The sequence below is a fragment of the Afipia sp. GW822-FHT03D08 genome (assembly GCF_058801645.1).
The window spans coordinates 2470163-2494278 of record NZ_JBXANK010000001.1; the positions used below are offsets into that span (position 1 = coordinate 2470163).

The following is a 24116-nucleotide window of genomic DNA, read 5'->3' on the forward strand; positions in this document are numbered from 1 at the left end:
GCGGTATTTTGCTGCGTAACGACACCCAAAGCGTCGCCAAGAGACGACGCAATCCAATAATCCCGGGAGGATCTGACGTGAACCTGAAATTCGGCTGGTACGCTTTATTTGCACTTGTGGCGGGCTCTTTCGCCGTGGCCGGTCAGGCCCGGGCTCAAACATGGCCGGAGAAGCCGATCACCTTCGTCGTGCCGTTCGCAGCCGGTGGCGGCACCGATGCCTTCGCCCGCCCGCTCGCCGCCCAGCTCGATACGCAACTGGGAACACGTGTGTTGATCGAAAACCGGGCAGGCGCCGGTGGAACCGTGGGAGCCTCGCAGGCGTCCAAGGCCGCGCCCGACGGCTACACCTTCTTTGTCGGCGCGGCGCATCACGCCATCGCCCCGGCGATCTACCCCAATCTCGACTACAATCTTGAAAAGGATTTTGTCCCGGTGGCGCTGATCGCGCGGCCGCCGCAGGTGATCGTCGTCAATCCTGACAAGGTTGCCGCCAAGACACTGCCGGAGTTCATCGCCTATCTTCACGCCAATCCGGACAAGCTGAACTACGGCTCCGCCGGCACCGGCACCACGCATCATCTCGCTGGCGAATTGTTCAAGATCGTGACCAAGACGCGCATTCAGCATGTGCCCTATCGCGGTGCCGGACCCGCGATGCAGGATCTGGTCGCCGGCCATGTGCCGCTGGTGTTCGACGGGCTCGGCTCGTCGGCGCCGCAGATCCGCAGCGGGCAGCTACGCGCGCTCGCCGTCGCAGCCCCGAAGCGGGTCGCGGCCTTCCCTGATGTCCCCACTGCTGCGGAAGCAGGCGTGCCGGGTTACGAAGTTTCGACCTGGTATGGCGTCTTCGCACCGAAGAAAACACCACCGGCGGTCGTCGAACGCATGACCAAGGAACTGCAGAAGGCGATGCAGACGGCGGCGATCAAGGAGGCGTGGGAGCGCAACGGCTCCGACGTTCCCGACGTCACGGGCCCAGCGTTCGGCGCGATGGTGGCTGCGGAAACCGTGCGCTGGCAGAAGGTGGTCACCGAGGCAGGCGTCAAGCTGGACTGACCGGCACAAGGTGTTTCACACGCACATACAATTGCCGGTTCAGCATGTGCTGGACCGGCAATGCGCGGTAATATCGGATGAACGGTCCCCGGACTGTCCGAGGTGAATGGCGATCCCGGGAAGACTCGAACTTCCGACCTACGGTTTAGGAAACCGTCGCTCTATCCGGCTGAGCTACGGGACCGGTCTCTGTCTCTCGCCGAAGATGAACTGCAAGAGCTTAGAACTTTCGCAATTCCATATCAGAGGGCGCGCGCGACCGCTACCCCGGCTGAACGCGATGCCAGTCCTTCGGGGAAACTCAGGATAGATCCGCGCCTGAGACGACCGTCGCAAGACGACGTGGCGCAGGGGTATGCCGGCGCAGGCGAAAGCCCTTCAAAATCATCCGCAGCGCATGCCAATGGATCGCTGCGATCACCGTAACCGTCAGCATGGGATGACGTATCATCAGGTGCAAAAGAGACCTGTCGCTCAACGGCAGCTTCGATCCGGCAAGCGACGCAACGATAATTGGCCCCTGCCGATCTTCGCCTCGAACGGTGACTTTGACCTTTTCTGCCGGCAGGTCCACCCGGAAGGCATAACTCATATCCATGTCGAGAAACGGCGAGACAAAAAAGGCCTTGGCGCATCGCTGTTCGACAGCCGCGCCGCCCGTTTGCTTACATGGAATGATGTAACTGTGCCGCTCACCGAACGTATTGTGGACTTCATAAATGATGACGGCCAGCGATGCATCGGGGCGATAACAGAAGTACACACTGAGAGGATTGAAGCCGTAACCGAGGATTCGCGGCATGCAGAGAAGTTCAATCCTGCCTATTTCAGCCGTCATTCCTGATGCATTCAGCAACTCCTCGATCTGAACGCGAAGTGCCGTACCGCTGCCGTTCCCGTGATCGGCGTCATAAAAGCTCGTCAGATTAAACCGGTTATAGGAGAAGGATTTCAGCCTGCCAGCGATCGCACCTATCTCATCGAGGTCGATCAGCATCCAGAACGCGCCGTAACGCAGTTTATGAACGCGCGGCCTCAGGCGATGGTGAAATACATCTCCGACATAGAGCCTCGAATTGATCGTCATACCGCCATCTCGACGGAGTTGCGGGCGCCTGCACCGAGGAAAATGCGCCCTGATTCATTCTCCACGCGCCAGGGCCGCCGCACGTGTCCCAATGCTTCGGCCACGGCGAGTCCCGACTGCAGCGCGTCCTCATGAAAGCCCGCACCGAAATAGCTTCCGCAGAACCATGTATTGCGATTGCCCTGCAACGACCAGAGCTGCTGCTGCGCCCTGATCGCATGTGAATCGAACAGAGGATGTTCATAACGTTCGCTATGCCAGATTTCACGAGGCTCGCGCAGAGGGTTAAGCGTTACGAACCAATGCTGGCTGGTTGGAATATTCTGTAGCGCATTCATCCAGTAGGTCACCATCGGGCTCTCGAGCCCCTCCTGATCTGCCCGGCCAATGTAGTTCCAGCTCGACCATGCAGCCCGCCGCTTTGGCATCAGCGCCGGATCGGAATGCAGGACAGCGCGGTTGACGCTGTAGCGGAAAGCGCCGAGCAATCCGCGCTCCTGTTCATCGGCGTCGGAGAGAATTGACAGCGCCTGATCCGCGTGTGCCGCAATCACGACAGCATCGAAGCTGTCGGTGTTTCCGTCACTATCCCGAATTTCAACGCGGTCGCCGCATCGCCGGATCGACCGCACACCAGTGGACGGGCGAATGCGATCGGCATAACGCCGCGTCAGGGCTTCGACATAGACACGGCTGCCACCCACCACAGTCCGCCATTGAGGCCTGTTCCGGATCTTCAGCAATCCATGATTGTCATGAAACCGGATAAACGATGCTGCGGGATATCCCAGAATGCTGTGGGCCGGAGCCGACCAGATCGCGCCCGCCATGGGCAGCAAATGGTCATTTCGGAAGGCGGCGCCATAGCGACCGGCGTCAAGATAGTCCCCGAGCGTTGTATGGATTCCATCGAGCAAGACAAGATCGCGCGGTGCCTCACGGTAAAATCGCTGAAGATCGCTCAGCATCGACCAGAAGCGCGGACGCAGGACGTTGCGCGGCTGGGCGAACAGGCCCGCGAGCTTCCCGCCGGAATATTCCAGATTGCCGTCGGCAAGCGACACGGCAAACGACATCTCCGAAACCTGGGTCGGGACGTTCAGATGATCGAATAAAGCCGTCAGATTGGGATAGGTCACTTCGTTGTAGACAATGAAGCCGGTATCGACCGCAACATCGTCTGCCCCTCGCCTTACGGTGACGGTATTGGAGTGGCCGCCGATACGGCCGTCCTGCTCGTAAACGGTCACATCATGGCTGTCGCTGAGCAACCAGGCAGCGGAGATACCTGCGACACCCGTCCCGACAATGGCTATGTTTTTCCTGCTACTATCGCGTCTCATCCTGCAATTTTTCCGTCCCGTTATCGCAAACGATCAGGTACCCCGGAGAAATTCGCGCTTGGAATGAAACCAAACACGGCGGGGTTCGTATCGTTTGCTGTGCACAGCATTGTTAGAGTGATACGCGCGAGGCAAGCGCGGGTTTCAGCAAACGGGACGGCACCGCGCAGAAGCGCAGGGCCGACTCGTTCGGCCGCATTAGGGGCAACTCCAGGCCAAAAACCTTCAGCCCGTCAATGCCAAAAAGCCCATAGAATAGTAGAGGTTACGTGTAATGACCGGCCTTAACGCCGTCGCGGCCCTCGGCACGCTGGCGGTCATATTATCCCTCATCATGGCTGGCGCCTGGCTGGTCTGGCGACAATCCGGGAATTCGGGCTGGATCGATATGATCTGGACGCTCGGCCTCGGGGGGCTCGGTTGTGGCAGCGCCCTGCTGTCACAGACCGGCAGCGAGCGCAGGCTCATCGTTGGATCATTGATCGTCCTTTGGTCACTCCGGCTGGGGCTGCATATCGCACACCGTACCACGAAAATTGTGGATGATCCCCGATATGCAATGCTCGCAAAGGATTGGGGGCAGGATGCACGGCGCCAGATGTTCTGGCTCCTGCAGAAACAGGCGCTGGTGAGCATTCCCCTGGCGTTCTCGATGCTGCTGGCTGCTTCGAACCCCGCTCCCGGGTTACGCGCGCAGGATATTGCGGCGATCCTGATCTTTGCTGTTGCCATTGGCGGCGAAGCGCTCGCCGACGAACAATTGCGCCGCTTTCGGGCGCATCCGGAGAACAAAGGCTCGGTTTGCGATACCGGCCTGTGGGGATGGTCACGTCATCCCAATTACTTCTTTGAATGGCTAGGCTGGCTCGCCTATCCGCTCTTTGCGATCGACTTCGGCGGAGATTTCCCGTGGGGATTTGCCGCTCTTGCCGGCCCCATCTGCATGTACTGGCTGCTGGTCCACGTATCCGGCATTCCTCCACTGGAAGAACACATGCTCAGGCGGCACGGATCGAAATTTCACGACTATCAGTCGAAGACCTCTGCCTTCTTTCCATATCCCAGGCATGACGCGAGGATGCTGTGAGCCTGACACAAGCGACCATCCGCATTGGCGAGTCCGTGCCGTGGCCCGACGCATTGAGCCGAGCGGTTATCAGCCAGCTTGTCGGGCGAACAAGGCGATCCCTTTCGGCAGCCCCAACCGATGACGCCGATTTTGCGCGCGGCATGTCTGTCTACCCTGTGGCGGTGCATACCGACGACGCGAACGCCCAGCATTATGAAATTCCGGCGGAGTTTTTCGCGTTGATCCTGGGGCCGCAGCGAAAGTATTCCTGCTGCCTCTATGAAAGCGATACGAGCTCGCTCATCGACGCCGAGGAAAACGCGCTGCGCGTCACGGCAGAGCATGCCCTGCTGCGTGACGGCCAGCGCATTCTTGAACTGGGCTGCGGCTGGGGATCGCTTTCGCTCTGGATGGCCCGGCACTATCCCGCGTCACGCATCGTATCCGTATCGAACTCGCACTCACAGCGTCAGCATATTTGCGATCAGGCGCGAAAAGAGGGCCTGCCCAATCTCGAAGTCATAACATCCGACATGAACGAATTTATTCCGTCCGGACAGTTCGACCGCATCGTCTCCATCGAGATGTTCGAGCACATGGCTAACTGGCGGCCGCTTCTGGAACGGCTAAGAAAAGCCCTGAAGCCCGACGGACATCTTTTCTTGCACGTGTTCAGCCACCGCTCGGCGTCATATCGTTTCGACGCCGCCAATCGCGGCGACTGGATCGCGCAACACTTCTTTACCGGCGGCATCATGCCAGGTCATTCGCTGATCCGGCAATTCCCAGACATCTTTTCAGTCGATGCCGAGTGGCGCTGGAGCGGGACGCAATACGAGAAAACCGCCAACGACTGGCTTGCGAATTATGACCGGAACGCTGACGCGATATTTGATATTCTTCTGCGCGTTTACGGCACCGAGGCACGCATCTGGCAACGACGCTGGCGGTTGTTTTTTCTCGCAACCGCCGGATTGTTCGGTCATGCCCGCGGCGAGGAATGGGGCGTCAGCCATTATCGGCTTCGGCCTGCCGGATAGCGCCTAGCCCCCGCTGTAACCGAGCCACGAACTGCCGAGACGCGTGAGCAGGCAAGACACCGCTGCCGCTGCGCTGGTTGCGATTGCTCCGTATACGACATCCACGATAACGATCTGGAGCGACCAGTTGCGGAGGGTGGCATAATTCGTCAGATCGTAAGTTGCATAAGCGATTGCCCCAAACAGCAGACCCAGCACCAGAGCGGTGCCGACTGACCCTGAGCGCAGTCCCGGAAGCACCGCAAATACCAGGATGCCTACTGGATACATCGCGTAGAACGCGACAGCAGGCCCGAGACGAACGTCGGCCAAAAGAATATCGCCAAGCACCGGTTTATAGAGAGCCGGTCCCACCGTGCTGAGCCAGACGGCGTCAGCGGCACCGAAAACAAGCAGAGCGCAGAGATATCCCACAACATAGACCATGCATTCACCTTCGCGTTTGCAGCATCGTTCAGATACGGCATATCGAGCCGTCTGGTTTCGGTCACACATGATGCCTGATCGGTATGGCTTTGCCCGGAACTCACTACCGTCATCCGCATAATTCGGCGTGATGCATCGTCGCGCGGCGAAACCCGGCCGTCCGGTATGAACTCGCCCGGACATGACACGTCAAGATTTTGGTCCGCGCAATGGCTGAACCCCGGATGAACAGCAAGAGCGCCTAAAACTTTCGCAATTCCATACCAAACCCGCGCGCAGGCTTCGCTGCCTTGTAACCGTCATGACGAAACACTAGTCTTTCGCACTGGGCGGGCGTTCGACAGGAGACAAACGATGGGTTTGCTCGACATTCTCAACGGCATGCAAAACGGACCTCGCGGGCCAAGCGAACCGAGCGCATCGAGTGAAAGCAGCGGCGGGATGTCGCCGATGACCATGGCGATCCTTGCGCTTCTTGCCTACAAGGCCGTCAAACACATCAGCGGTGGCCAGCAGGGCACAGCCCCCGGCGCGCCTGCGCCATCGACACCAACCCCATTGCCCGGCACCACGACCGCCAGCACCGGCGGTCTCGGCGGCGCGCTTGGCGACCTGATGAAAGGTCCACTTGGAGGCGCACTCGGCGGACTGCTGGCAGGCGGCGCAGCCGGAAGCGTCCTGAGCGGCGGGCTGAACGATCTGCTCAAGCAGTTTCAGGACAAGGGCCACGCCGAGACGGCAAACTCGTGGGTCAGCCCCGGCCCCAACAAGCAGATCTCACCCGGCGACCTCGCCTCCGCGCTCGGTGCGGATCAGATCAGCACGCTGACCTCACAGACCGGTTTGTCACGCGACGAACTGCTTGCGGGTCTCGCAAGGCAGTTGCCCGACGTCATCAATCAGCTGACGCCCGACGGCCGGCTGCCGACAGAAAAAGAAGCAGCGCGCTGGATATGATCGGCGTCACGAAGGACGTGGAGCGATCTTGCTCGCTCCACGCTGACCGGCAAACGGCTCCTTGAATTTTAAGCACGAAGGATTCCAGCAATGCTCTACGTTCTGATCGTCGGACTGGTCGCAGGTTTTCTTGCGCGGCTCTTGTCACCCGGCCCGAATAATCCGACAGGCTTCATTCTGACGATTGTCCTCGGCATCGCCGGCGCGTTTCTGGCGACCTTCGTCGGTCAGGCGATCGGCCACTACGCTCCGGGCCAGGGCGCCGGATTCATCACCGCCACCATCGGCGCGCTGGTGGTGCTGTTCATCTGGAACCGGCTGGTTGCGCGCGGGATCGTCTCCGATCCCGGCAACAAGGTCTGAGCGGAAGTTTCATCTTCCGCTCAGGAGGGCCCGGTCACCGTTTGGGCAGAACGGCCGATCCAAGATGTGCGCCCGCATCGATCCGCACGATCTCTCCGGTCATGCTGCGTGACGCTGGACCGGCAAGGAAGCAAACGAGCTCGGCCACATCCTCCGCCGTTGTGGCGATCTGGAGCGGCGACTGCTCCGTCACCATCTGGCGAATCTTTCCGGCGAGTTCGGGACCTCGCCCCTTGGTGAACCAGGGCGTATCGATGTAACCGGGACAAACGGCATTGACGCGGATCAGCGGCGCGAGCGCGCGTGACAGAGACAGCGTGATGCTGTTCAGCGCGCCCTTGCTTCCGACATAGGCGACCGACGATCCGATCCCCGCGACACCCGCGATCGATGAAATGTTTACGACAGATGCCGTGCGGGCAGAATGTTTCGCGCCGGCCTCCAGCAAAGCGCGCGATGCGCGGATCATCTGAAACGGACCGATGGTATTGACAGCGTAGATGCGCTGGAAGTCTTCCGCCGAGAGTCCCTCGAGATCGCCATGATCGACATGCTTGGTCGTGCCGGCATTGTTGATCAGGCCATCGAGCCTTCCCCACGGGGCTGCGGCTGCCGCGATCTTCCTGCAATCCTCGTCGCGCGAAACGTCGCCCTGCACCACCACCACCTCGGCTGCACCCGCGCTCCGGCATTCATCCGCAGTCTGCTCGGCCTCTTTCTGGCTCGACGCGTAGTTGATGACGATGCGCGCGCCCTGCTTCGCCAGCAGCAGCGCGGACGCCGCGCCGAGGCCCGAAGCAGAACCCGTGACGATTACCGACAATCCATCCTTGGCCATCTCGTATCCTTCTTGGAAAAACATTTTTGCGCGCGCAATCTAACGGCCAATTTCAGGCCGTGACAGCGATTTTCAGGCCAAGGCGCGGCAGGAATGGCAGGTGCGCAAACGCCAGCCTCAGGCGGTGATGTGGAAATCAACGCCGCCGAGGCGGAACGACTCTCCCGTTAACGCATGCCCCCGCACCTGTGCCGCATGCAGCACGGCGGCGGGATCGCGGACACGAAACGTCAGCCCGCTCATGATCTCGTTCTCGCCTTCAACGACCTTGATGCTGCAATTGACAAGCTCGATCCCGCTGCCGCTGGCCGGAATGCCAATGATGCGGCCCCAGTGATCCGCAAGCCCGCGCGGATCGGGGCTGGTGAGAGTGACCTCGGTCAGCGCCAGGGTCACGTCATCGCGGATCGCCGTGTGCCAGTCAGGCCCCGCCGGCGGATAGGGACCGCGAATGTTGTCGCTGTTCGCGGTGTGATTGAACTCGATGAAGGCCGCGCGGCAGTCGCGCGGATGAAGCTGAACCCCGAGATAGGGCGCGCGATCGATCACGTGAGATGTCCGCACGCCGATGGCTTCGGCATTCTTCTGCCGCTCGCGCGGATCGGCACAGGACAGGATCGCCATGTAGCCGCCCCGCCCGCCGGTCTTGTCGATGAACCGGCCGGCAGCAGTGCCACCCTGAAACGGCGCAACGACTTCAAGCAGGGTGGTGCCGACCGGAAGAAGTGCGTTTTCCAGGCCGTAGCGCGCAACATTGGGATCGCGGTAACAGACGGTCAGACCCATGATCGCGGCGATGTCGCCGACCACCGGCTCAAGATGCGGCGCAACGAGGCAGATCTGCCGCAGCCTTGTCGCATCCGTCATTCACGCATTCCCGTTCTGATGTCCAAGCGTGATCTTGTCGGGTCCCTACTTGTCGGGATCACGCCCTAGCGTCCCTTGAACACCGCGGAGCGTTTTTCCATGAATGCCTTGGCGGCTTCCAGATGATCCGCCGTTTCGCCGCAACGGGTGTGATGCGCCGCTTCAGCGTCGAAGCAGGCTTCGAGCGACAGGTGCTCGGCATTGTTGATGTTGCGCTTGATGTAGCCGAGCGTCACGGTCGGCCCCTGCGCCAGCGACATCGCAAGCGTAGTCGCGGCATCGGAGACCTCTGCATCCGGGACAACCTTCGTGACCATTCCGAGCGCAAGCGCTTCCTGCGCTGTGAGAACAGGCGACATCAGATACAACTCACGCGCCTTGGCGCTGCCGAGCATCTGCGTCAGGAAATACGTGCCGCCGTAATCGCCGGAAAAGCCGACCTTGGCAAAGGCCGTCGTGATCTTTGCAGATGCCCCGGCGACGCGCAGATCGCAGGACAGCGCAATGGAGAGACCCGCTCCCGCCGCCGCGCCATCGATCTGCGCCACCACCGGCTTCGGCAGTTCATGCAGCAGCCGCGAGATTTCCATGCCCTTGCGCAGATTGGCGCGCTTCACCTCATAGGTGAGTTCCGACCTGTTCTCGGCCATCGACTTGACGTCGCCGCCCACGCAGAAGGTGCCGTTGGCGCCGCGCAGAAGCACAGCCCGGACTTCGGTGTCGTCCGCCGCCCGCCGCACCGCCTCGATCAGATCTGCCGACATTTCGGCGTTGATCGCGTTGCGCCGTTCGGGCCGGTTCATGGTGATGGTCAAGAGACCGCGATCGAGGCTTTGCAGAATCGTACCGGGCATGGCGATTTCCTGTGTTGGATCATCAGCAGCGCCGGACAAACCGGCGCCGCCGATCGATCTACTTCTTGATCAGGGGGCAGCGCGACGCGTCGAGCGACTGGAAGGCCTGATCGCCGGGGATGGTCGCCAGCAGCTTGTAATCGTCCCACCGCGCCTTCGATTCCGACGGCTTCTTCACCTCGAACAGATACATGTCGTGCACCATTCGCCCGTCTTCCCGGATCTTTCCGTTCTTGGCGAACATGTCGTTGATCGGCGTCGACTTCATGACCTTCATCACGGCTGCTGAATCGGTCGTGCCCGCCTCCTTCACCGCCTTGAGGTAATGCGTGACGGATGAATAGACCCCGGCCTGCGCCGAGGTCGGAACGCGCTTGACCTTCTCCATGAAACGCTTGCTGAACGCGCGGGTGTCGTCATTCAGGTCCCAGTAGAACGCTTCCGCCAGCACGAGGCCCTGCGCGGTCTCAAGCCCGATGCTGTCGATGTCGGTGATGAAAGCCAGCAGCGGCGACAGCTTTTGTCCGCCCTTCATCAGGCCGAATTCTGCGGCCTGCTTGATGGCGTTGATGGTGTCGCCGCCCGCATTGGCGAGACCCACGACCTTGGCTTTCGATCCCTGTGCCTGCAGCAGGAAAGATGAGAAGTCCGACGTGTTGAGCGGATGCTTGACGGTGCCGAGCACCTTGCCGCCCATCTTGGTGACGACAGCGGAGGTATCCTTCTCGAGATCCTGTCCGAACGCGTAATCAGCCTGAAGGAAGAACCAGGTGTCGAGTCCGGTCTTCACAGCCGCGAGGCCGGTGGAATTCGCCTGCCCGAAGGTGTCGAAGACATAATGCACGGTGTAGGGGCCGCAGGCCTCGTTGGTCAGACGGACCGATCCCGGGCCGTTGAACATGATGATCTTGCCCCGCGCCTTGGCGATCTCGTTGGCCGCCAGCGCGGTCGCAGACGCCGCAACATCGACGATCGCCTCGACGCCCTGATTGTCGAACATGTCGCGGGCAATGCTCGATGACAGATCGGCCTTGTTGAGATGATCCGCTGCGATGATCTCGATCTTGCGGCCCAGCACTTCGCCGCCGAAATCCTCGGCGGCCATTTTCGCCGCCGTCTCGCTTCCGGTGCCGGTGATGTCGGCATAGAGGCCGGACATGTCGAGGATCGCGCCGAGTTTCAGAGGCGGCTTGCCTTGCGCCATCGCGGCGGTTGAGCCGATCACGAGCGCAGATGACACGAGGCTTGCGAGGATTTTCTTCAATGTTGTCTCCCGTTGTCGATGGCGCGCCTTCCCCGGCGGCATCTTTGGTTGCTTTCATCATGGCGCAACCCTGACATCGCGGCAAGCAACCCGCCCTGCAAATGCCATCGGTCAACGCGCGTGCGGCTTGACTCACACGTGCAAGCCGCAACACATTCCGCAGGTCGAAACTGGTTTGGTGCCGAACGCGCTTCGGCGTGCCCGCAAGGCCTGACAGCGTGGTGATGAACCGCCGCATCCCGATCACCTTCTGCTGCGCGGTCCTGCTGACCGCGGGCAGTGGCGGCAGCCTTCATGCCGCATGCGAGTTCGCGCTTCAGGGCGAAGGCCGCGTCAGCGGCGTGCTCGACATACGTACGTTTCGTCTCGGCGACGGACGCGAGATACGTCTCGCCGGTATCGAGCCCGCCGGGGACATACGCGCGCGCGGAAAGGAAACTCTGGCTTCTCTGATCGATGGCCGTGATGTGACACTGCGCAGCTCCGACGACGGGCCGGACCGTTATGGACGTCAGCATGCCTTCGTCTTTCTGAAAGACCTGGAGACGCCGATCCAGTCCGAACTCCTGACGCGCGGTGAAGCGCTCGCGTCGCCTGTCACAGACAGATCATGTTCCACCGCGCTGCTGACCGCCGAGGCTGCCGCCCGCGCCGCGAGGCGCGGCATTTGGGCCAGTTCCGCTGCCATAAAAAACGCGGAAAGCACCGACGATATTTTGGCGGGCGTTGGACGTTTTACCGTGGTGGAAGGAACGGTTTCATCGGCCCGTTTGGCCGGAGCGGTATTTTACGTCAATTTCGGGCGGCGATGGACACGGGACTTTGCCGCGACTATTTCAAGGCGCATGATGCCGTCGTTGGAAAGCGCCGGGATCGACCTTAAGTCTCTGAAAAACAAGAGAGTTCGGGTTCGAGGCTGGATCGAGAAGCGTGGCGGGCCAAGGATCGAGGTCACCTACGCGGGGCAGATCGAGTTAATTGCTGCGGCGGACGTGGCCGCGAACGGCACGATGCCGAGGGACGAGGGCAAATAGCGGCGTGGCGACACCTGCCAACCGACGCGAAACCAGGAACCTCAGCCGCGTTTTTGCGGCCGCTTCGCTGTGCGCGTCATTGGCGCTGGGCGCCTGCGGAGACCTCGGCAGGTTCCAGACCGCTTCAAGCCCCGGTTTCGCTCCAGTCAAACCGAACAAGCCCGCGGCCCAGACGCCGGCCACCGAGCGCGAACACAGCCGCATCATCTCATCCTACGGCGGATCGTACGACGATCCGCGGCTGGAAGCCCTGATCACCAAGACCGTCGATCGCCTTGTCGCGGCCTCCGAGCGGCCTGATCTCACCTACAAGGTGACGATCCTGAATTCCGGCGCGGTCAACGCCTTCGCGCTTCCCACCGGGCAGCTCTATGTCACGCGCGGCCTGATCGCACTCGCCAGCGATACATCCGAATTGTCTTCCGTGCTCGCCCATGAGATGGCGCATGTGCTCGCCAAGCATGCGGCGATCCGCGAAGACCAGGCCAAGCAGGCCGCCGTGGTCACCCGCGTCGTCGCCGACATGGGCAATGACCCCGATATGAACGCGCTGGCGCTGGCCAAGACCAAGCTGACGATGGCGAGCTTTTCGCGCGCACAGGAATTCGAAGCCGACGGAATCGGTGTCGGCATCTCGGCGCGCGCCAAGTTCGATCCGTTCGGCGCGGCGCGCTTCCTCACCGCGATGGAACGCAACGCAGCGCTCAAGGCCAGCCGTGCGCCGGCCGATCCGCGCTCGCTGGACTTCCTGTCGTCACACCCGGCAACGCCCGAGCGTGTCCAGAATGCGCAGGCCAACGCACGGCAGTATTCATCGCCCGAAGCCGGCGAACGCGACCGCGACACCTATCTCTCCGCCATCGACAATCTTGTCTATGGCGAAGATCCCAGCGAAGGGTTTGTGCGCGGACGCCGCTTCCTGCATCCCAAGCTTGGCTTCACGTTCCAGGTGCCGGACGGCTTCGTGCTGGAGAACACCGCGCAGGCCGTCGTTGGCGTGCGCGAAGGCGGCACCCAGGCGATGCGCTTCGATGTGGTGCGCGTCCCCGCGGAGCAGTCGCTTGGCGACTATCTCAATTCCGGCTGGATGGAGAATGTCGACAAATCCTCGACCGAGGACACGAGCATCAACGGCTTTCCGTCCGCGACCGCGACGGCCAGCGGCGATCAATGGCAGTTCAGGATTTACGCCCTGCGTTTCGGCAGTGATGTCTACCGCTTCATTTTCGCGGCGAAGAAGAAAACACCTGAGGCCGATCGCAGCTTCCGCGAAACGGTGAATTCATTCCGGCGTCTGACGCTTGCCGAGATCCAGGCTGCGCGGCCACTGCGGATCAAGATCGTGACCGTACAGCCCGGTGATACGATTGAATCGCTGGCGTCCCGGATGCAGGGCGTCGATCGTCCGGTTGACCGGTTTCGCGTTCTGAACGGTTTCGACAGCCGCTCAACGGTGAAGCCGCGCGATCGCGTGAAGATCGTCGTGGATTAGGCATGATCCCGGAAGTGAGAACCGGCGTTGGGACAACGTCACGCCCTGACAAATAATTCTCCATAAAAAAGCCCGGCTCCAAGGCCGGGCTTTTCATTTCAATTGTTGTCGACGAGATCAGGCCGCTTCGTCGGCCGATACCGAGTCATCTCCCTCGTCGCCCTCATCGGCGTCGTCGGAAACTGCGTCGGCGCCCGCATCGGCATCAGCCTTGGCTGCGCCGCGGCGCGGGCTCTTGGCGAGATTCGACTCGATCTCCTTGACCGCCTCGGTTTCCGTGACGTGCTGAACGACGGCGATTTCGCGCGACAGGCGATCGAGCGCCGCTTCATAAAGCTGACGTTCGCTGTAGGACTGCTCCGGCTGCGACTCCGAACGGAACAGGTCGCGGACCACTTCGGCAATCGCGACGATGTCGCCCGAATTGATCTTTGCTTCGTATTCCTGCGCGCGGCGCGACCACATGGTGCGCTTGATGCGCGCACGGCCCTTCAGGGTTTCCAGCGCGCGCTTCACCAGCGAGGGATCCGACAGCTTGCGCATGCCCACATTGGCGACCTTCGCCGTCGGCACCCGCAGGGTCATCTTGTCCTTGATGAAGTTGATGACGAAAAGCTCGAGCCGCGCACCCGCGATTTCCTGCTCTTCGATCGCAAGAATCTGGCCGACGCCATGCGCCGGATACACGACGAACTCGTTGGTCTTGAATCCCTGACGCTGGGTCAGCGGCTTCTTCGGCTCTTCCACGCGCGGTGCGGCCGCAGCCGGCTTCGCGGCGGGCTTGCCGGCAACGGTCTTGACAGGAGCCTTGGCGACAGGGGCCTTCGACACCGTCTTCGCAGGCTTCGCAGCGGACTTTGCCGGGGCCTTCGCAGACGGCTTTGCAGTTTTTTTGTTGGGCATTGTGCTTCTTTTGTTTTTTGAGGTTGGGGCGGATGCGCGAGCATCCTTTTTCGGCGCGCTGCGAATCGCAGACGCCTTCTTGGTGCCCTTATCCTTGGAACCCTTGTCTTTTATTTTGGAGTTCTTTTTGTGACGCAATTTGTCTGACACAGCGCCTTTGCGTGGAAACGCCACGCCCCTGTTCAATGGTTTCTCGGGGAACCCGTCAGTCCTAACCGGGACACAAAAATGGGGTTCGGCTCTTGAATGTGCCCAAAATAGCACATTTCCCGCAAAAATCAATGATTTATGCCCTGCGACGCCTTCCGGACGGCGTCCGGCAGGCCCTCATCGCTGGGTAGGGTTAAAAGTTAGCCGTGCCGGGGGGCGGCGTCAGCAGGCCAGATCAGTCGCCTGAGCCCGGATTGGCAGAAAAATATTTGTCGAACTTGCCCTCGACGCCGTCAAATTCCTTGGCGTCGTCGGGCGCGTCTTTCTTCTGGGTGATGTTGGGCCAGGACTTGGCGTATTCCGCGTTCACCTCCAGCCACTTCTCCAGGCTGGGCTCGGTGTCGGGCTTGATCGCGTCCGCCGGGCATTCAGGTTCGCACACACCGCAGTCGATGCATTCGTCCGGATGGATCACCAGCATGTTCTCGCCCTCGTAGAAGCAATCCACGGGGCAAACTTCCACGCAGTCCATGTACTTGCACTTGATGCAGTTTTCAGTGACGACGTACGTCATCCAAAGCTCCGGAAGGTCTAAATTTTCAGTTTGGCGTAGCGCAGGATGTGCATCGCCGCAAGGGAAGTTCTGCCCGTAATGAGAGGCAACTAGTTACTCGGGAGGCGTTTGTAAATCAGCGTAGATTGCGCGTCCCGCAGCCGCATCCCCTCGCCGGTCCACGAATCCGGTGATCTTGAGCACACGAACCCGGCTGTCGAGCGCGATGGTGAGGACGTCGTCTGCCTTCACCGCATGTCCCGGTGACGTCTGGCGCATACCGTTGATGCGAACGCGCCCTTTTGCGACCAGAGCCGCGGCATCGACCCGGGTCTTGACGATCCGCGCGTGCCACAGCCACTTGTCGAGGCGCTGACGATCCAAATTATTCCTTGCGGTTGCCCGCAAGCTGCTCCTTGAGCGCCGCCAGCTTTGCAAACGGCGAGTTCGGATCGGCGGGACGATCGCGCTCGCGGGGCGTGGCGCTGGTCGCGTAGGTGCGATGCGAGCCGCCGCTGCGGTCGCGGTCATCCTTGCGCCCGTCGCGGCCGCGCTTGTCGAACTTGCCCTTGCCGCGCTCCTGATTGCGGTCCTTGCCCTTGAAGCCTTCGCGCGGACGGCCGCCCTTGTCGTCACGCGGCGGGCGCGCCTGCGCGGCATCTGCGCCTTCCGCTGCAACCGCCGGAGCGTCGGGGCGTGGCCGGCGATGCTCGTTGTTACGGTCGCGGCGATGGCGGCCATGACGCTCGCGCTTGTCATCGCCGGAAGCCGCTTCACCTTCGGCTGCGGGAGCGGCGGATTTATCCGGCCCCTTGTAGCGGCTGCGATCATGACGCGGACGGCGCTCATCCGAACGTCCGCCCGGCCGCCAGACTTCGACCAGGACCGGTTCTGCAGAAACCGCCGCCTCAGTCGCAGCCTGATCGGGACCAGCCTCGCCAGCAGGCGCTTCAACAGCCGCTGTTTCAGTGGCTTCGGCGACAACGGCCGGCTCGGAAGATGTCTCAGCGGCGGCTTCCGCCACAGGTTCTGAGGTTTCCGATGGCGGCGCGAAGTTCACCTCAGGCAAGCGCGACGCGGATGTATCCGTGGAGACGGATTCGGCAGAGGGCACCGCCTCAGTCGTCGCGTCGTTCGTAACATCTGCGATCGAATCGGTTGCCGCGGCAACTTCTGGCTCGGCAACGACCGCGTCAGAGACCGAAGCGGTGTCCGCTGTTTCAGCAGTCGCATCGGCCACGGTTTCCGCAGCGACTGGCGGCGCGACAACCTCCGGCAGCGGCGGACGCTTCTCCATGCGATAGCCGAGCGCCTTCAGGATCGAAGCAAAATCTTCGCCTGCGGAGCCCGTCAGCGATGTCATGGCCTGTGTCGCCGTGAACGAGCGGCCGTCGAACGCGCCGGCCGGCTTGTCACCGGGCGAACCAGGACGCCACGACAGCGCAGGGCGAATAAGATCCGCGAGACGTTCCAGAATATCGACACGCACCGCGCGGTCGCCGCATAGCTTGTAGCCGAGCGTGCGGTAGGCCTCCTGATCGAGCGCCTTGTCCGCCGGGAACGAGGTACGGCCGCTTGCCGCCAGATGCTGCGCACCGGTCAGTGCCGACCAGTCCACGTTGTCGCGCTTCAGTCCCCACAACAGCGATGCCAGACCGCGCGCGGCCGGCTTCAACAATGCGGGGAGAAAAATGTGATAGGCGCCGAACCGCACGCCATACTTGCGCAGGCTTGCGCGCGACGGCTGATCGAGATCCTTCATCTCGGCAGCGATCTTCGGCCGCTCCAGCACGCCGAGCGCCTCGATCAACTGGAAGGCGATGCCGCGCGCGATGCCGGTGACATCCTCCGCCTTCGACAGTTCGAACATCGGCCCGAGAATTTTTTCGATATGCGTCTTCAACCACAGATCGAGCCGCGTCTGCACGGCCTCGCGTGACGGGCCAGTCAGCCGTTCGTCCGCAATGATGCGGATACGCGGATGCAACGCATCGTCGGCCGCGACAAGCTTGGCGACGGCGTCGCCGGTCCAGCGCAGCGTTCCATCGGACGCCAGCACGAACTGTTCGTCCGGTGCCTTTGAAAGCTTTTCGGCGCGCGCATCGATTTCACCGGCCAGCGCCTTGAGCGCCGCGGCCTGCAAGGCCTTCGCATCGGAGCCCGCTTCAGCGGACTCCGGCGCGAACATGAATCCGTCGAGACGGCCAATCATATGGCCCTCTACGATCACTTCGCCCGTCTTCCCAATCTCAGTATTCAGCATCGTGTTTTCCCGCAAGCGCCGCATCAATACACTGGTCCGGCGATCAACGAAACGCTCAGTTAGCCGTTCATGCAGGGCATCTGACAATTTATCCTCGACGGCGCGGGCAATTGCCTGCCAGCGCTCGGGGTCCACCAGCCAATCGGGACGATTTGCCGCGAATGTCCAGGTCCGTATCTGGGCAATCCGGGCCGATAATGTGTCGATATCGCCGTCCGTGCGGTCAGTTTGCGCGATCTGGGCCTCAAACCAGTTGTCCGGAATACGGCCCTTCCGCATCAAGAACCCATACAGCGTGGTGACAAGTTCGGCATGGGCGGCCGGCGACAGCTTGCGGTAGTCGGGAATCTGGCAGGCTTCCCAGAGCCGTTCCACGGCGGCCGCGCCCTTGGCCATATCCCGAACGTCTTCATCACGGGCCGCATGGTCGAGCACGCGGATGTCCTCGGCGATCGGCGCGCGGGTCAGGGCTTCATGGTTCGGCGTCAGCGCCAGCGAGACCTGGAGCGCGCCCAGCGAGGAGAAATCCAGCCGCGTGTTCCTCCACTGCAACATCTTTACGCTGTCGAACGTGTGGTTCTGAAGCGCATTGACCAGTTCGGGCTCGAACGGCGCGCAGCGCCCGGTGGTTCCGAACGTCCCGTCGCGCGTCGCACGGCCGGCGCGGCCCGCGATCTGCGCGAACTCGGCGGGTGTCAGGCGGCGGAACTGATAGCCGTCGTATTTGCGGTCCGACGCGAACGCCACATGATCGACATCGAGATTGAGGCCCATGCCGACGGCATCGGTGGCAACGAGATAATCGACATCGCCGGACTGGAACATGTCCACCTGCGCATTACGGGTGCGCGGCGACAATGAGCCCAGCACAACGGCAGCGCCGCCGTGCTGACGCCGGATCAGCTCGGCGATGGCGTAGACTTCATCCGCCGAGAACGCGACGATCGCTGTTCGCCGCGGCTGCCGGGTGATCTTGCGGTCGCCGGCGAATTCGAGTTGCGACAATCGCGGCCGGGTGACGATGTTCGCGCCAGGAAGCAGCCGCTCGATGATCGGCCGCATCGTGGCCGCGCCAAGCAGCAGGGTTTCGTCCCGCCCGCGCCGGTTCAGAATCCTGTCGGTGAAGACGTGACCGCGCTCGAGATCAGCCGCGATCTGGATTTCGTCGACGGCCAGAAACGACACATCGAGATCGCGGGGCATCGCCTCGACGGTGGAGACCCAATAGCGCGCATGAGGCGGCTTGATCTTTTCTTCGCCGGTGATGAGCGCGACCGCGCCCGCTCCGGCCCGCGCGGCGATCTTGTTGTAGACCTCGCGCGCCAGGAGACGCAGCGGCAGACCGATGATGCCCGACGAGTGGGCCAGCATCCGCTCGATGGCGAGATGGGTCTTGCCGGTGTTGGTCGGGCCCAGCACCGCCGTAACACCGGCTCCGGGGGCGCGCTCATTCGAAAACAGCGGAACGGAAGACGACAGAGGCATAATCGAGAGGTCCGCATGACGCACACGACGCGGACGCCGCAGCAAGTTTGAAGGAAGTGTCTCACAATGCGACGCTTTTCGCGCCGCGACTTAAGGTTTGGAACGGTTAAGGAACGAAAGAAGCCCGAATCGCTGACTCGCAGTGAGTCTGCCCAGATCGCCTCAACATGTCGCACAAACCAATAGATGGCGATACTAGATGAAGTTTGAAGATGCTCCGCGCGCGGCCAGATTTGAATGAAATCGTTAAATCCGGAGTCGAATCGGATTGGCCGGAGAGTCAACACGATTCACGGTGAGATTCGTTCCTGAATCATCCTCGCGGCGGTCAATGCCAGCCGGGTTTGTCAGTTCGTCTTGGCCGTCTTCTGCACCGAGATGAACTCCGTCGCCTCGATCATGCCGGTGCCGAGCGGGGTCGGAATTGTAATTCTGAAAGGCGCCAGCACCCGCGTTCCGGCGATGGGCGCAAACCATATTTCCATGTTGCGCTGGGCGGCCACGTACTTGATCGAGGCGCGATCCGGGACGTAGCCCGCGATCGGCGTGAAGTAGACCGCACAGACCACAACCGGGCCGTGATAGCCCTTTTCAGCCTTCACATTTTCCATGCGCTTGTATTCAAGGCGCAAATCGTAGCGCATCCTGCCGTCGAATACCGACAGCGTCTTGCGGCAGGCCTCGGGACCGACCGGATCACCGGTGCCCGCAACTTTCAGCAGCGCACCCGTCATCGGATCAAGAACGTTGCGGCGATGCGCCTCGGTGACCGGAATCCGATCCGGATTCTCGTCGGGCTTCGGCTCGATGGATGAATCCTTGATATTGCCGCCGCCCAGCGTGATGCGGATGACTTCCACCTTCTTTCCGTAATTGACCGTCGAAATATAGCTCAGCGGCGCGAACTGGCCCGCGGTGATGCGTCCCTGCGAGGTGCCGGTGCCATTGCCGCCGCCGATGGATTTCATCAATCCGGTGGTGGCGCCGCTGACGGCTGCCGAATACTGATCCTCGGACACATCGACGACCCAGGCGCCCTTGCCGATCGGAAGGCCCGCGAGCGTTGCTTCATACTTGGCGTCCAGACGGCCCTGGGCGCTGGCCGGGCAGGCACACATCGCCAACAGGCCCGCTACGGCCACAATACCCAGACAAAGCTGGGTTTGGGCGGTCCGGGAGAGCATCCAAGAAAGCTTTGGGAACCGGGGCATTGCCGACGAAATCCTGCTGACCAGCGATTGACCGGAGCCACCGGGCGCAGCGTCTGCGGGACTTGTTCCCGAATAGGCCGCGAAAGTCGTATCGATAGCCTCAGATATCTGTCTGGTCACGGATTACGTCGATTATATGTTAGGAAATCACTGGTTTGACGGGGAAAATCGTCATTTCCAGCCGCCGCGGCTTGCGCCCTGGCGCACAGAAAAGCCGCTGAAATCGCCTCTCAACCTTGACGCTGGGCCGCCAGCCCCTTATAGCTCCGCCGTTCCTGAAATGGACGGTTTAAACCCCCACGTGACCCCTTTGGGCGGTCCGGGGCGACACTAGGTTTCGCCAAAGGATTATACGATGTCACGGCGCTGCGAATTGACGGCCAAGGGCCCTCAGGTTGGCCACAAGGTCAGCCACTCGAACCACAAGACCAAGCGCCGGTTCCTGCCGAACCTGTGCAACGTCACCCTGATCTCGGAGACGCTGGGCCGCAACGTGCGCCTGCGCGTCTCGACCAATGCGCTGAAGTCGGTCGACCACAACGGCGGTCTCGACGCGTTCCTGCTCAAGGCCAACTCCGGCGACCTGTCGCCGAAGGCGGTCGAGTTGAAGCGCCAGATCGAAAAGAAGAAGCTCGCCGCAGCGAGCTGATCCTTCGATCCGCAATTTAAGATTTCAAAAAGGCCGGGTTTCGACCCGGCCTTTTTTTGTTTTCGTGCGAAGCAGACACCGTCATTGCGAGGAGCGTCGCGACGAAGCAATCCATTTCTTTCCGTTTCAAAGAGTGGATTGCTTGGCTTCGCTCGCAATGACGAAGAAAACGCGAGCGGTGGACGATGACAATCACTCCTCAACGAGCGTGAACTGCAGCAACAGCGTGCGCTGGATCATCGAGAAATTATCGTCGGACACCATGGTCACGACCGTATCGCCGTCCGCCGTGACATGGGTGTCGATGCCTTCCATGTTGTCGATCTCGTAGCCGAGATCGACCTCAAAAATTGTCGGCCCATCGATCACCGCACCGGGAACGACGGACGCGAGCGGCACCCTGCGAATCCGGATGCCGACACCTTCGAGCATCGAAAATTTCCGTTCGAGCAGCAAAAGATCGCCGGACGGCAGCAGGGTGGCATCGCTGATATCGAAATTTTTCGTCAGCCTGACGGAGAACTGTCCCGGCGACGGGCCGCCGAGCAGAAAGCCCTGGATGTTTCCCGACGCATCAAGCCCGCGCTCCGAAATCGCGATCAGCGTGCCGGCGAGCGGCTGCCCTTTGGGAACGAATACCAGCGTTTCCAGCCCCTTGTTGAAGGGCAACTTGCCGATTTCGGGCGGCACCGGCACGATCTCGCCGCGCGACCTGATCCCGCCCTTGCTGAAATCGAACCGCAGGATCTGATTGACCCGCTCGAGACCCACATAGACGGTCGAACCATCGAGAGCGAGCGACTCGCTGTCGAACCAGCCGCGCGCTGTAATCTTCTTGCCGTCGCTGTCCAGCATCGGCGCGGACTTCACATCGGCAAGTCCTGTCATGACCTTGCCGCGATAGGCGATCCGGCCGGTGAACCAGTTCCCCTTGTCGCTCAGGGCGATGAACTGTTCGCCCTTTTTATCCAGCCGCAATCCCGACAAGCCGCCGAAGCCGCGAAACGATGACGTCAGCACCAGGCCGCTGCGGAATTCCAGCGAACCATAGCGGATGTGAGAGGCATCGCGTGGATCGAACGACTCGATCCTGCGGGCGTTGACCTCGACGGATGAGGTTTGCGCGTGCGCGAACTCTGCGCCTGCGCCCAACATGCCGGCCGGAAGCGCCGCCATGGCGTTCCGCAGAAACGACCGGCGGCTGATGTCGATGGCCATGATCTCAGGAATGCAGTCTGCGGCGGCGCGGCGTCGGAGCCTCAGTATGAGTCTCGGTGAAAAGCTCGGCCAGCTTCTCGGTGATGGCGCCGCCGAGTTCTTCCGCATCCACGATGGTGACCGCGCGGCGATAGTAGCGCGTCACGTCGTGGCCGATACCGATCGCAATCAGTTCGACCGGCGAGCGGGTCTCGATCTCTTCGATGATGTGGCGCAGATGCCGCTCGAGATAGTTGCCCGGATTGACCGACAGCGTCGAGTCGTCCACCGGCGCACCGTCCGAAATCATCATCAGGATCTTGCGCTGCTCCGAGCGCCCGAGCAGGCGCTTGTGCGCCCAGTCGAGTGCTTCGCCGTCGATGTTTTCCTTGAGCAGGCCCTCGCGCATCATCAGGCCAAGGTTCTTGCGCGCGCGCCGCCAGGGCGCGTCCGCCGACTTGTAGATGATGTGACGCAGATCGTTGAGGCGGCCCGGATTGGCAGGCTTGCCCGCCGCCAGCCACGCCTCGCGCGACTGACCGCCCTTCCACGCCCGTGTGGTGAAACCGAGAATCTCGACCTTGACGCCGCAGCGCTCCAGCGTCCGCGCCAGAATATCGGCGCAGGTCGCAGCCACCGTGATCGGGCGTCCGCGCATCGAGCCGGAATTATCGAGCAGCAGCGTCACCACCGTGTCGCGGAAGGTCGCTTCCTTCTCGTGCATGAACGACAACGGATGGAACGGATCAGTGACCACGCGCGACAGCCGCGCCGGATCGAGAATGCCTTCCTCGAGGTCGAAATCCCAGGCGCGGTTCTGCTGCGCCATCAATTTACGCTGCAGGCGATTGGCAAGACGCGCAACAATGTGCTGCAGATGCGCGAGCTGCTTGTCGAGATAGCTGCGCAGGCGCTCCAGTTCGTCGTGCTCGCAGAGATCTTCCGCCGACACGACCTCGTCGAATTTCGGCGCGAACGCATGATACTCCGGCCCGCGCGGCTCGTTGCCGCCGCGGCTGGGCGGGCGATGGGCCTCGCCCGGCGATTCGTCCTCGCCCATCTCGTTGTCGTCGAACGCATCGCTGGCGGACGCCTGCGCGCTCTCCATGGCGTTTTCCGACATCTCCTCGGTGGAGGATTGCGACTGGTCGGCGCTCATCTCCTCCGCCGACTCGGTGTCGGGTGAGCCGTCCGCGCCGGATTGATCCTTTTCGCCGTCGCGGTTCTCGTCCTGATTGTCGTCCTCGTCCTGATCGGCATTGCTCTCGTCGCCAAGCTCAAGCGCGTCCAGCAGATCGTGAACCACGTCGCCGAAGCGTGTTTGATCTTCGGTGAACTCCTTCAATCGGTCGAGACGCGCACCGATCTTGTCTTCGAGGATCGGCCGCCAGAGATCGACCATCTTGCGTGCGGCCGCCGGCGGCGCCTGGCCGGTCAGCCGTTCGCGCACCATCATCGCCAGCGCATCGGCCAGCGGCGCATCGGCGCGGTCGGTGATCTCGTCGTATTTGCCGCGATGGAAATGATCGTCGAGCATCGCGGTGAGGTTCTTGGCGACGCCGCTCATCCGCTTGGCGCCGATGGCCTCGACGCGGGCCTGCTCGACGGCATCGAACACGCCGCGCGCCTGCGGATTGCCCGGCACCAGCTTGCGGTGAACCTTCGGATCGTGACAGGCGATGCGCAGTGCAATTGAATCGGCATGGCCGCGCACGATCGCCGCGTCCTTGCGGGTCAGCTTGCGCGCCGGTTCGGGCAACCGCGCCTTGCCGGGCGAAAGGCCCGGACGTTCGGCGGCAAACGTCACTTCAAGTTCAGGCTGCTTGGCGATGGCCCGCAATGCGGACGTCACCGCGCGCTTGAACGGCTCTGTCGGAGATTCCTTCGACCCGGTCCTGAACTTGATATTGGACGTGCTCATTGCGGCGTGGACCTCGCGCTTCGCTTTCTGACTCCCTCCCCCTTGCGGGGAGGGTGGCGCATCGAGAGCGAAGCGAACGATGCGTCGGGTGG

Annotated in this window: 22 protein-coding genes and 1 tRNA gene; 8 read left to right on the plus strand and 15 right to left on the minus strand. The window is 61.7% G+C overall.

Going from position 1 to position 24116, the window contains the following annotated elements; all coding sequences use genetic code 11:
- The first annotated feature begins 77 nt into the window (after positions 1–77).
- Positions 78–1058, plus strand: coding sequence for a Bug family tripartite tricarboxylate transporter substrate binding protein (locus AC1RM7_RS12225; protein WP_024920548.1), 981 nt, complete (start codon positions 78–80; stop codon positions 1056–1058).
- A 107-nt stretch (positions 1059–1165) separates the two neighbouring features.
- Here AC1RM7_RS12225 and AC1RM7_RS12230 read toward each other — a convergent pair.
- From AC1RM7_RS12230 to AC1RM7_RS12240, 3 genes are all read right to left on the minus strand, one after another.
- A tRNA-Arg gene (locus AC1RM7_RS12230) sits at positions 1166–1242 on the minus strand.
- Positions 1243–1359: 117 nt separating this feature from the next.
- Entirely contained in the window at positions 1360–2145 is a 786-nt protein-coding gene (locus tag AC1RM7_RS12235) for a DUF1365 domain-containing protein (RefSeq protein WP_024920549.1), read from the minus strand.
- A complete protein-coding gene (locus AC1RM7_RS12240; protein WP_024920550.1) occupies positions 2142–3488 on the minus strand; it encodes an NAD(P)/FAD-dependent oxidoreductase in 1347 nt (448 codons plus the stop codon). Before AC1RM7_RS12240 ends, AC1RM7_RS12235 begins: the two co-directional genes overlap by 4 nt.
- A 274-nt stretch (positions 3489–3762) precedes the next feature.
- On the opposite strand from AC1RM7_RS12240, the gene AC1RM7_RS12245 reads away from it, so the two are divergent.
- Positions 3763–4575 carry a DUF1295 domain-containing protein gene (locus tag AC1RM7_RS12245; protein ID WP_492837716.1) on the plus strand — a complete coding sequence of 271 codons (813 nt, stop codon included), beginning with the start codon at positions 3763–3765 and terminating at the stop codon, positions 4573–4575.
- Positions 4572–5597: an SAM-dependent methyltransferase gene (locus AC1RM7_RS12250; RefSeq protein WP_024920551.1), complete on the plus strand. Its 1026-nt coding sequence runs from the start codon at positions 4572–4574 to the stop codon at positions 5595–5597. The genes AC1RM7_RS12245 and AC1RM7_RS12250 overlap by 4 nt, the downstream gene beginning before the upstream one ends.
- Before the next feature lie 3 nt (positions 5598–5600).
- On the opposite strand, the gene AC1RM7_RS12255 is transcribed toward AC1RM7_RS12250, so the two are convergent.
- Positions 5601–6023, minus strand: coding sequence for a DUF2177 family protein (locus tag AC1RM7_RS12255; RefSeq protein ID WP_024920552.1), 423 nt, complete (start codon positions 6021–6023; stop codon positions 5601–5603).
- Between the two features lie 354 nt (positions 6024–6377).
- Between AC1RM7_RS12255 and AC1RM7_RS12260 the strand changes: the two genes are divergently transcribed.
- Positions 6378–6980, plus strand: a complete 603-nt coding sequence (locus AC1RM7_RS12260; protein ID WP_024920553.1) for a YidB family protein — start codon at positions 6378–6380, stop codon at positions 6978–6980.
- Positions 6981–7070: 90 nt separating this feature from the next.
- Positions 7071–7343 (plus strand): GlsB/YeaQ/YmgE family stress response membrane protein, encoded by a 273-nt coding sequence (locus tag AC1RM7_RS12265; RefSeq protein WP_006022407.1) that lies wholly within the window; start codon positions 7071–7073, stop codon positions 7341–7343.
- A gap of 34 nt (positions 7344–7377) precedes the next feature.
- On the opposite strand, the gene AC1RM7_RS12270 is transcribed toward AC1RM7_RS12265, so the two are convergent.
- From AC1RM7_RS12270 to AC1RM7_RS12285, 4 genes are all read right to left on the minus strand, one after another.
- The gene (locus AC1RM7_RS12270) at positions 7378–8181 is read right to left on the minus strand and encodes an SDR family NAD(P)-dependent oxidoreductase (protein WP_492837713.1); all 804 of its coding nucleotides are present in this window, start codon (positions 8179–8181) and stop codon (positions 7378–7380) included.
- A 117-nt stretch (positions 8182–8298) separates the two neighbouring features.
- On the minus strand, positions 8299–9048 hold the full coding sequence (locus tag AC1RM7_RS12275; RefSeq protein WP_492837711.1) for a VOC family protein: 750 nt from the start codon (positions 9046–9048) through the stop codon (positions 8299–8301).
- 65 nt (positions 9049–9113) lie between these two features.
- A complete protein-coding gene (locus AC1RM7_RS12280; RefSeq protein ID WP_492837709.1) occupies positions 9114–9902 on the minus strand; it encodes an enoyl-CoA hydratase in 789 nt (262 codons plus the stop codon).
- Between the two features lie 58 nt (positions 9903–9960).
- Positions 9961–11106 (minus strand): ABC transporter substrate-binding protein, encoded by a 1146-nt coding sequence (locus AC1RM7_RS12285; RefSeq protein WP_425990014.1) that lies wholly within the window; start codon positions 11104–11106, stop codon positions 9961–9963.
- A 284-nt stretch (positions 11107–11390) separates the two neighbouring features.
- On the opposite strand from AC1RM7_RS12285, the gene AC1RM7_RS12290 reads away from it, so the two are divergent.
- A complete protein-coding gene (locus AC1RM7_RS12290) occupies positions 11391–12200 on the plus strand; it encodes a thermonuclease family protein (RefSeq protein WP_244434433.1) in 810 nt (269 codons plus the stop codon).
- A gap of 4 nt (positions 12201–12204) precedes the next feature.
- Entirely contained in the window at positions 12205–13692 is a 1488-nt protein-coding gene (locus AC1RM7_RS12295) for a M48 family metalloprotease (protein ID WP_006022413.1), read from the plus strand.
- A gap of 117 nt (positions 13693–13809) precedes the next feature.
- Here the strand turns inward: AC1RM7_RS12295 and AC1RM7_RS12300 are convergent, their stop codons facing one another.
- From AC1RM7_RS12300 to AC1RM7_RS12320, 5 genes are all read right to left on the minus strand, one after another.
- On the minus strand, positions 13810–14595 hold the full coding sequence (locus AC1RM7_RS12300; protein ID WP_425989027.1) for a CarD family transcriptional regulator: 786 nt from the start codon (positions 14593–14595) through the stop codon (positions 13810–13812).
- Between the two features lie 385 nt (positions 14596–14980).
- Positions 14981–15319 carry a ferredoxin FdxA gene (gene fdxA, locus AC1RM7_RS12305; protein WP_006022415.1) on the minus strand — a complete coding sequence of 113 codons (339 nt, stop codon included), beginning with the start codon at positions 15317–15319 and terminating at the stop codon, positions 14981–14983.
- Between the two features lie 93 nt (positions 15320–15412).
- Complete coding sequence (locus tag AC1RM7_RS12310; protein WP_024920560.1) at positions 15413–15682, minus strand: RNA-binding S4 domain-containing protein; 270 nt, start codon at positions 15680–15682, stop codon at positions 15413–15415.
- Between the two features lies 1 nt (position 15683).
- Positions 15684–19046, minus strand: coding sequence for a helicase-related protein (locus AC1RM7_RS12315; protein WP_024920561.1), 3363 nt, complete (start codon positions 19044–19046; stop codon positions 15684–15686).
- A 347-nt stretch (positions 19047–19393) separates the two neighbouring features.
- Positions 19394–20230 carry a DUF3108 domain-containing protein gene (locus AC1RM7_RS12320; RefSeq protein ID WP_081758586.1) on the minus strand — a complete coding sequence of 279 codons (837 nt, stop codon included), beginning with the start codon at positions 20228–20230 and terminating at the stop codon, positions 19394–19396.
- 382 nt (positions 20231–20612) lie between these two features.
- On the opposite strand from AC1RM7_RS12320, the gene rpmB reads away from it, so the two are divergent.
- Entirely contained in the window at positions 20613–20906 is a 294-nt protein-coding gene (gene rpmB, locus AC1RM7_RS12325; RefSeq protein WP_006022419.1) for a 50S ribosomal protein L28, read from the plus strand.
- 192 nt (positions 20907–21098) lie between these two features.
- Here the strand turns inward: rpmB and AC1RM7_RS12330 are convergent, their stop codons facing one another.
- Complete coding sequence (locus AC1RM7_RS12330) at positions 21099–22124, minus strand: esterase-like activity of phytase family protein (RefSeq protein ID WP_024920563.1); 1026 nt, start codon at positions 22122–22124, stop codon at positions 21099–21101.
- 4 nt (positions 22125–22128) lie between these two features.
- Positions 22129–24024 (minus strand): cobaltochelatase subunit CobT, encoded by a 1896-nt coding sequence (gene cobT, locus AC1RM7_RS12335; RefSeq protein ID WP_006022421.1) that lies wholly within the window; start codon positions 24022–24024, stop codon positions 22129–22131.
- Positions 24025–24116: the final 92 nt, after the last annotated feature.

Bases quoted from the DNA above. Each gene is read 5' to 3' on its own strand.
- AC1RM7_RS12270 (WP_492837713.1), bottom strand. From the start codon at position 8,181: ATGGCCAAGGATGGATTGTCGGTAATCGTCACGGGTTCTGCTTCGGGC.
- fdxA (WP_006022415.1), bottom strand. From the start codon at position 15,319: ATGACGTACGTCGTCACTGAAAACTGCATCAAGTGCAAGTACATGGAC.
- AC1RM7_RS12290 (WP_244434433.1), top strand. From the start codon at position 11,391: ATGAACCGCCGCATCCCGATCACCTTCTGCTGCGCGGTCCTGCTGACC.
- AC1RM7_RS12245 (WP_492837716.1), top strand. From the start codon at position 3,763: ATGACCGGCCTTAACGCCGTCGCGGCCCTCGGCACGCTGGCGGTCATA.
- rpmB (WP_006022419.1), top strand. From the start codon at position 20,613: ATGTCACGGCGCTGCGAATTGACGGCCAAGGGCCCTCAGGTTGGCCAC.
- AC1RM7_RS12265 (WP_006022407.1), top strand. From the start codon at position 7,071: ATGCTCTACGTTCTGATCGTCGGACTGGTCGCAGGTTTTCTTGCGCGG.
- AC1RM7_RS12330 (WP_024920563.1), bottom strand. From the start codon at position 22,124: ATGGCCATCGACATCAGCCGCCGGTCGTTTCTGCGGAACGCCATGGCG.
- AC1RM7_RS12255 (WP_024920552.1), bottom strand. From the start codon at position 6,023: ATGGTCTATGTTGTGGGATATCTCTGCGCTCTGCTTGTTTTCGGTGCC.
- AC1RM7_RS12320 (WP_081758586.1), bottom strand. From the start codon at position 20,230: ATGCTCTCCCGGACCGCCCAAACCCAGCTTTGTCTGGGTATTGTGGCC.
- AC1RM7_RS12280 (WP_492837709.1), bottom strand. From the start codon at position 9,902: ATGCCCGGTACGATTCTGCAAAGCCTCGATCGCGGTCTCTTGACCATC.
- AC1RM7_RS12300 (WP_425989027.1), bottom strand. From the start codon at position 14,595: ATGCCCAACAAAAAAACTGCAAAGCCGTCTGCGAAGGCCCCGGCAAAG.
- cobT (WP_006022421.1), bottom strand. From the start codon at position 24,024: ATGAGCACGTCCAATATCAAGTTCAGGACCGGGTCGAAGGAATCTCCG.
- AC1RM7_RS12275 (WP_492837711.1), bottom strand. From the start codon at position 9,048: ATGACGGATGCGACAAGGCTGCGGCAGATCTGCCTCGTTGCGCCGCAT.
- AC1RM7_RS12315 (WP_024920561.1), bottom strand. From the start codon at position 19,046: ATGCCTCTGTCGTCTTCCGTTCCGCTGTTTTCGAATGAGCGCGCCCCC.
- AC1RM7_RS12235 (WP_024920549.1), bottom strand. From the start codon at position 2,145: ATGACGATCAATTCGAGGCTCTATGTCGGAGATGTATTTCACCATCGC.
- AC1RM7_RS12285 (WP_425990014.1), bottom strand. From the start codon at position 11,106: ATGGCGCAAGGCAAGCCGCCTCTGAAACTCGGCGCGATCCTCGACATG.
- AC1RM7_RS12260 (WP_024920553.1), top strand. From the start codon at position 6,378: ATGGGTTTGCTCGACATTCTCAACGGCATGCAAAACGGACCTCGCGGG.
- AC1RM7_RS12240 (WP_024920550.1), bottom strand. From the start codon at position 3,488: ATGAGACGCGATAGTAGCAGGAAAAACATAGCCATTGTCGGGACGGGT.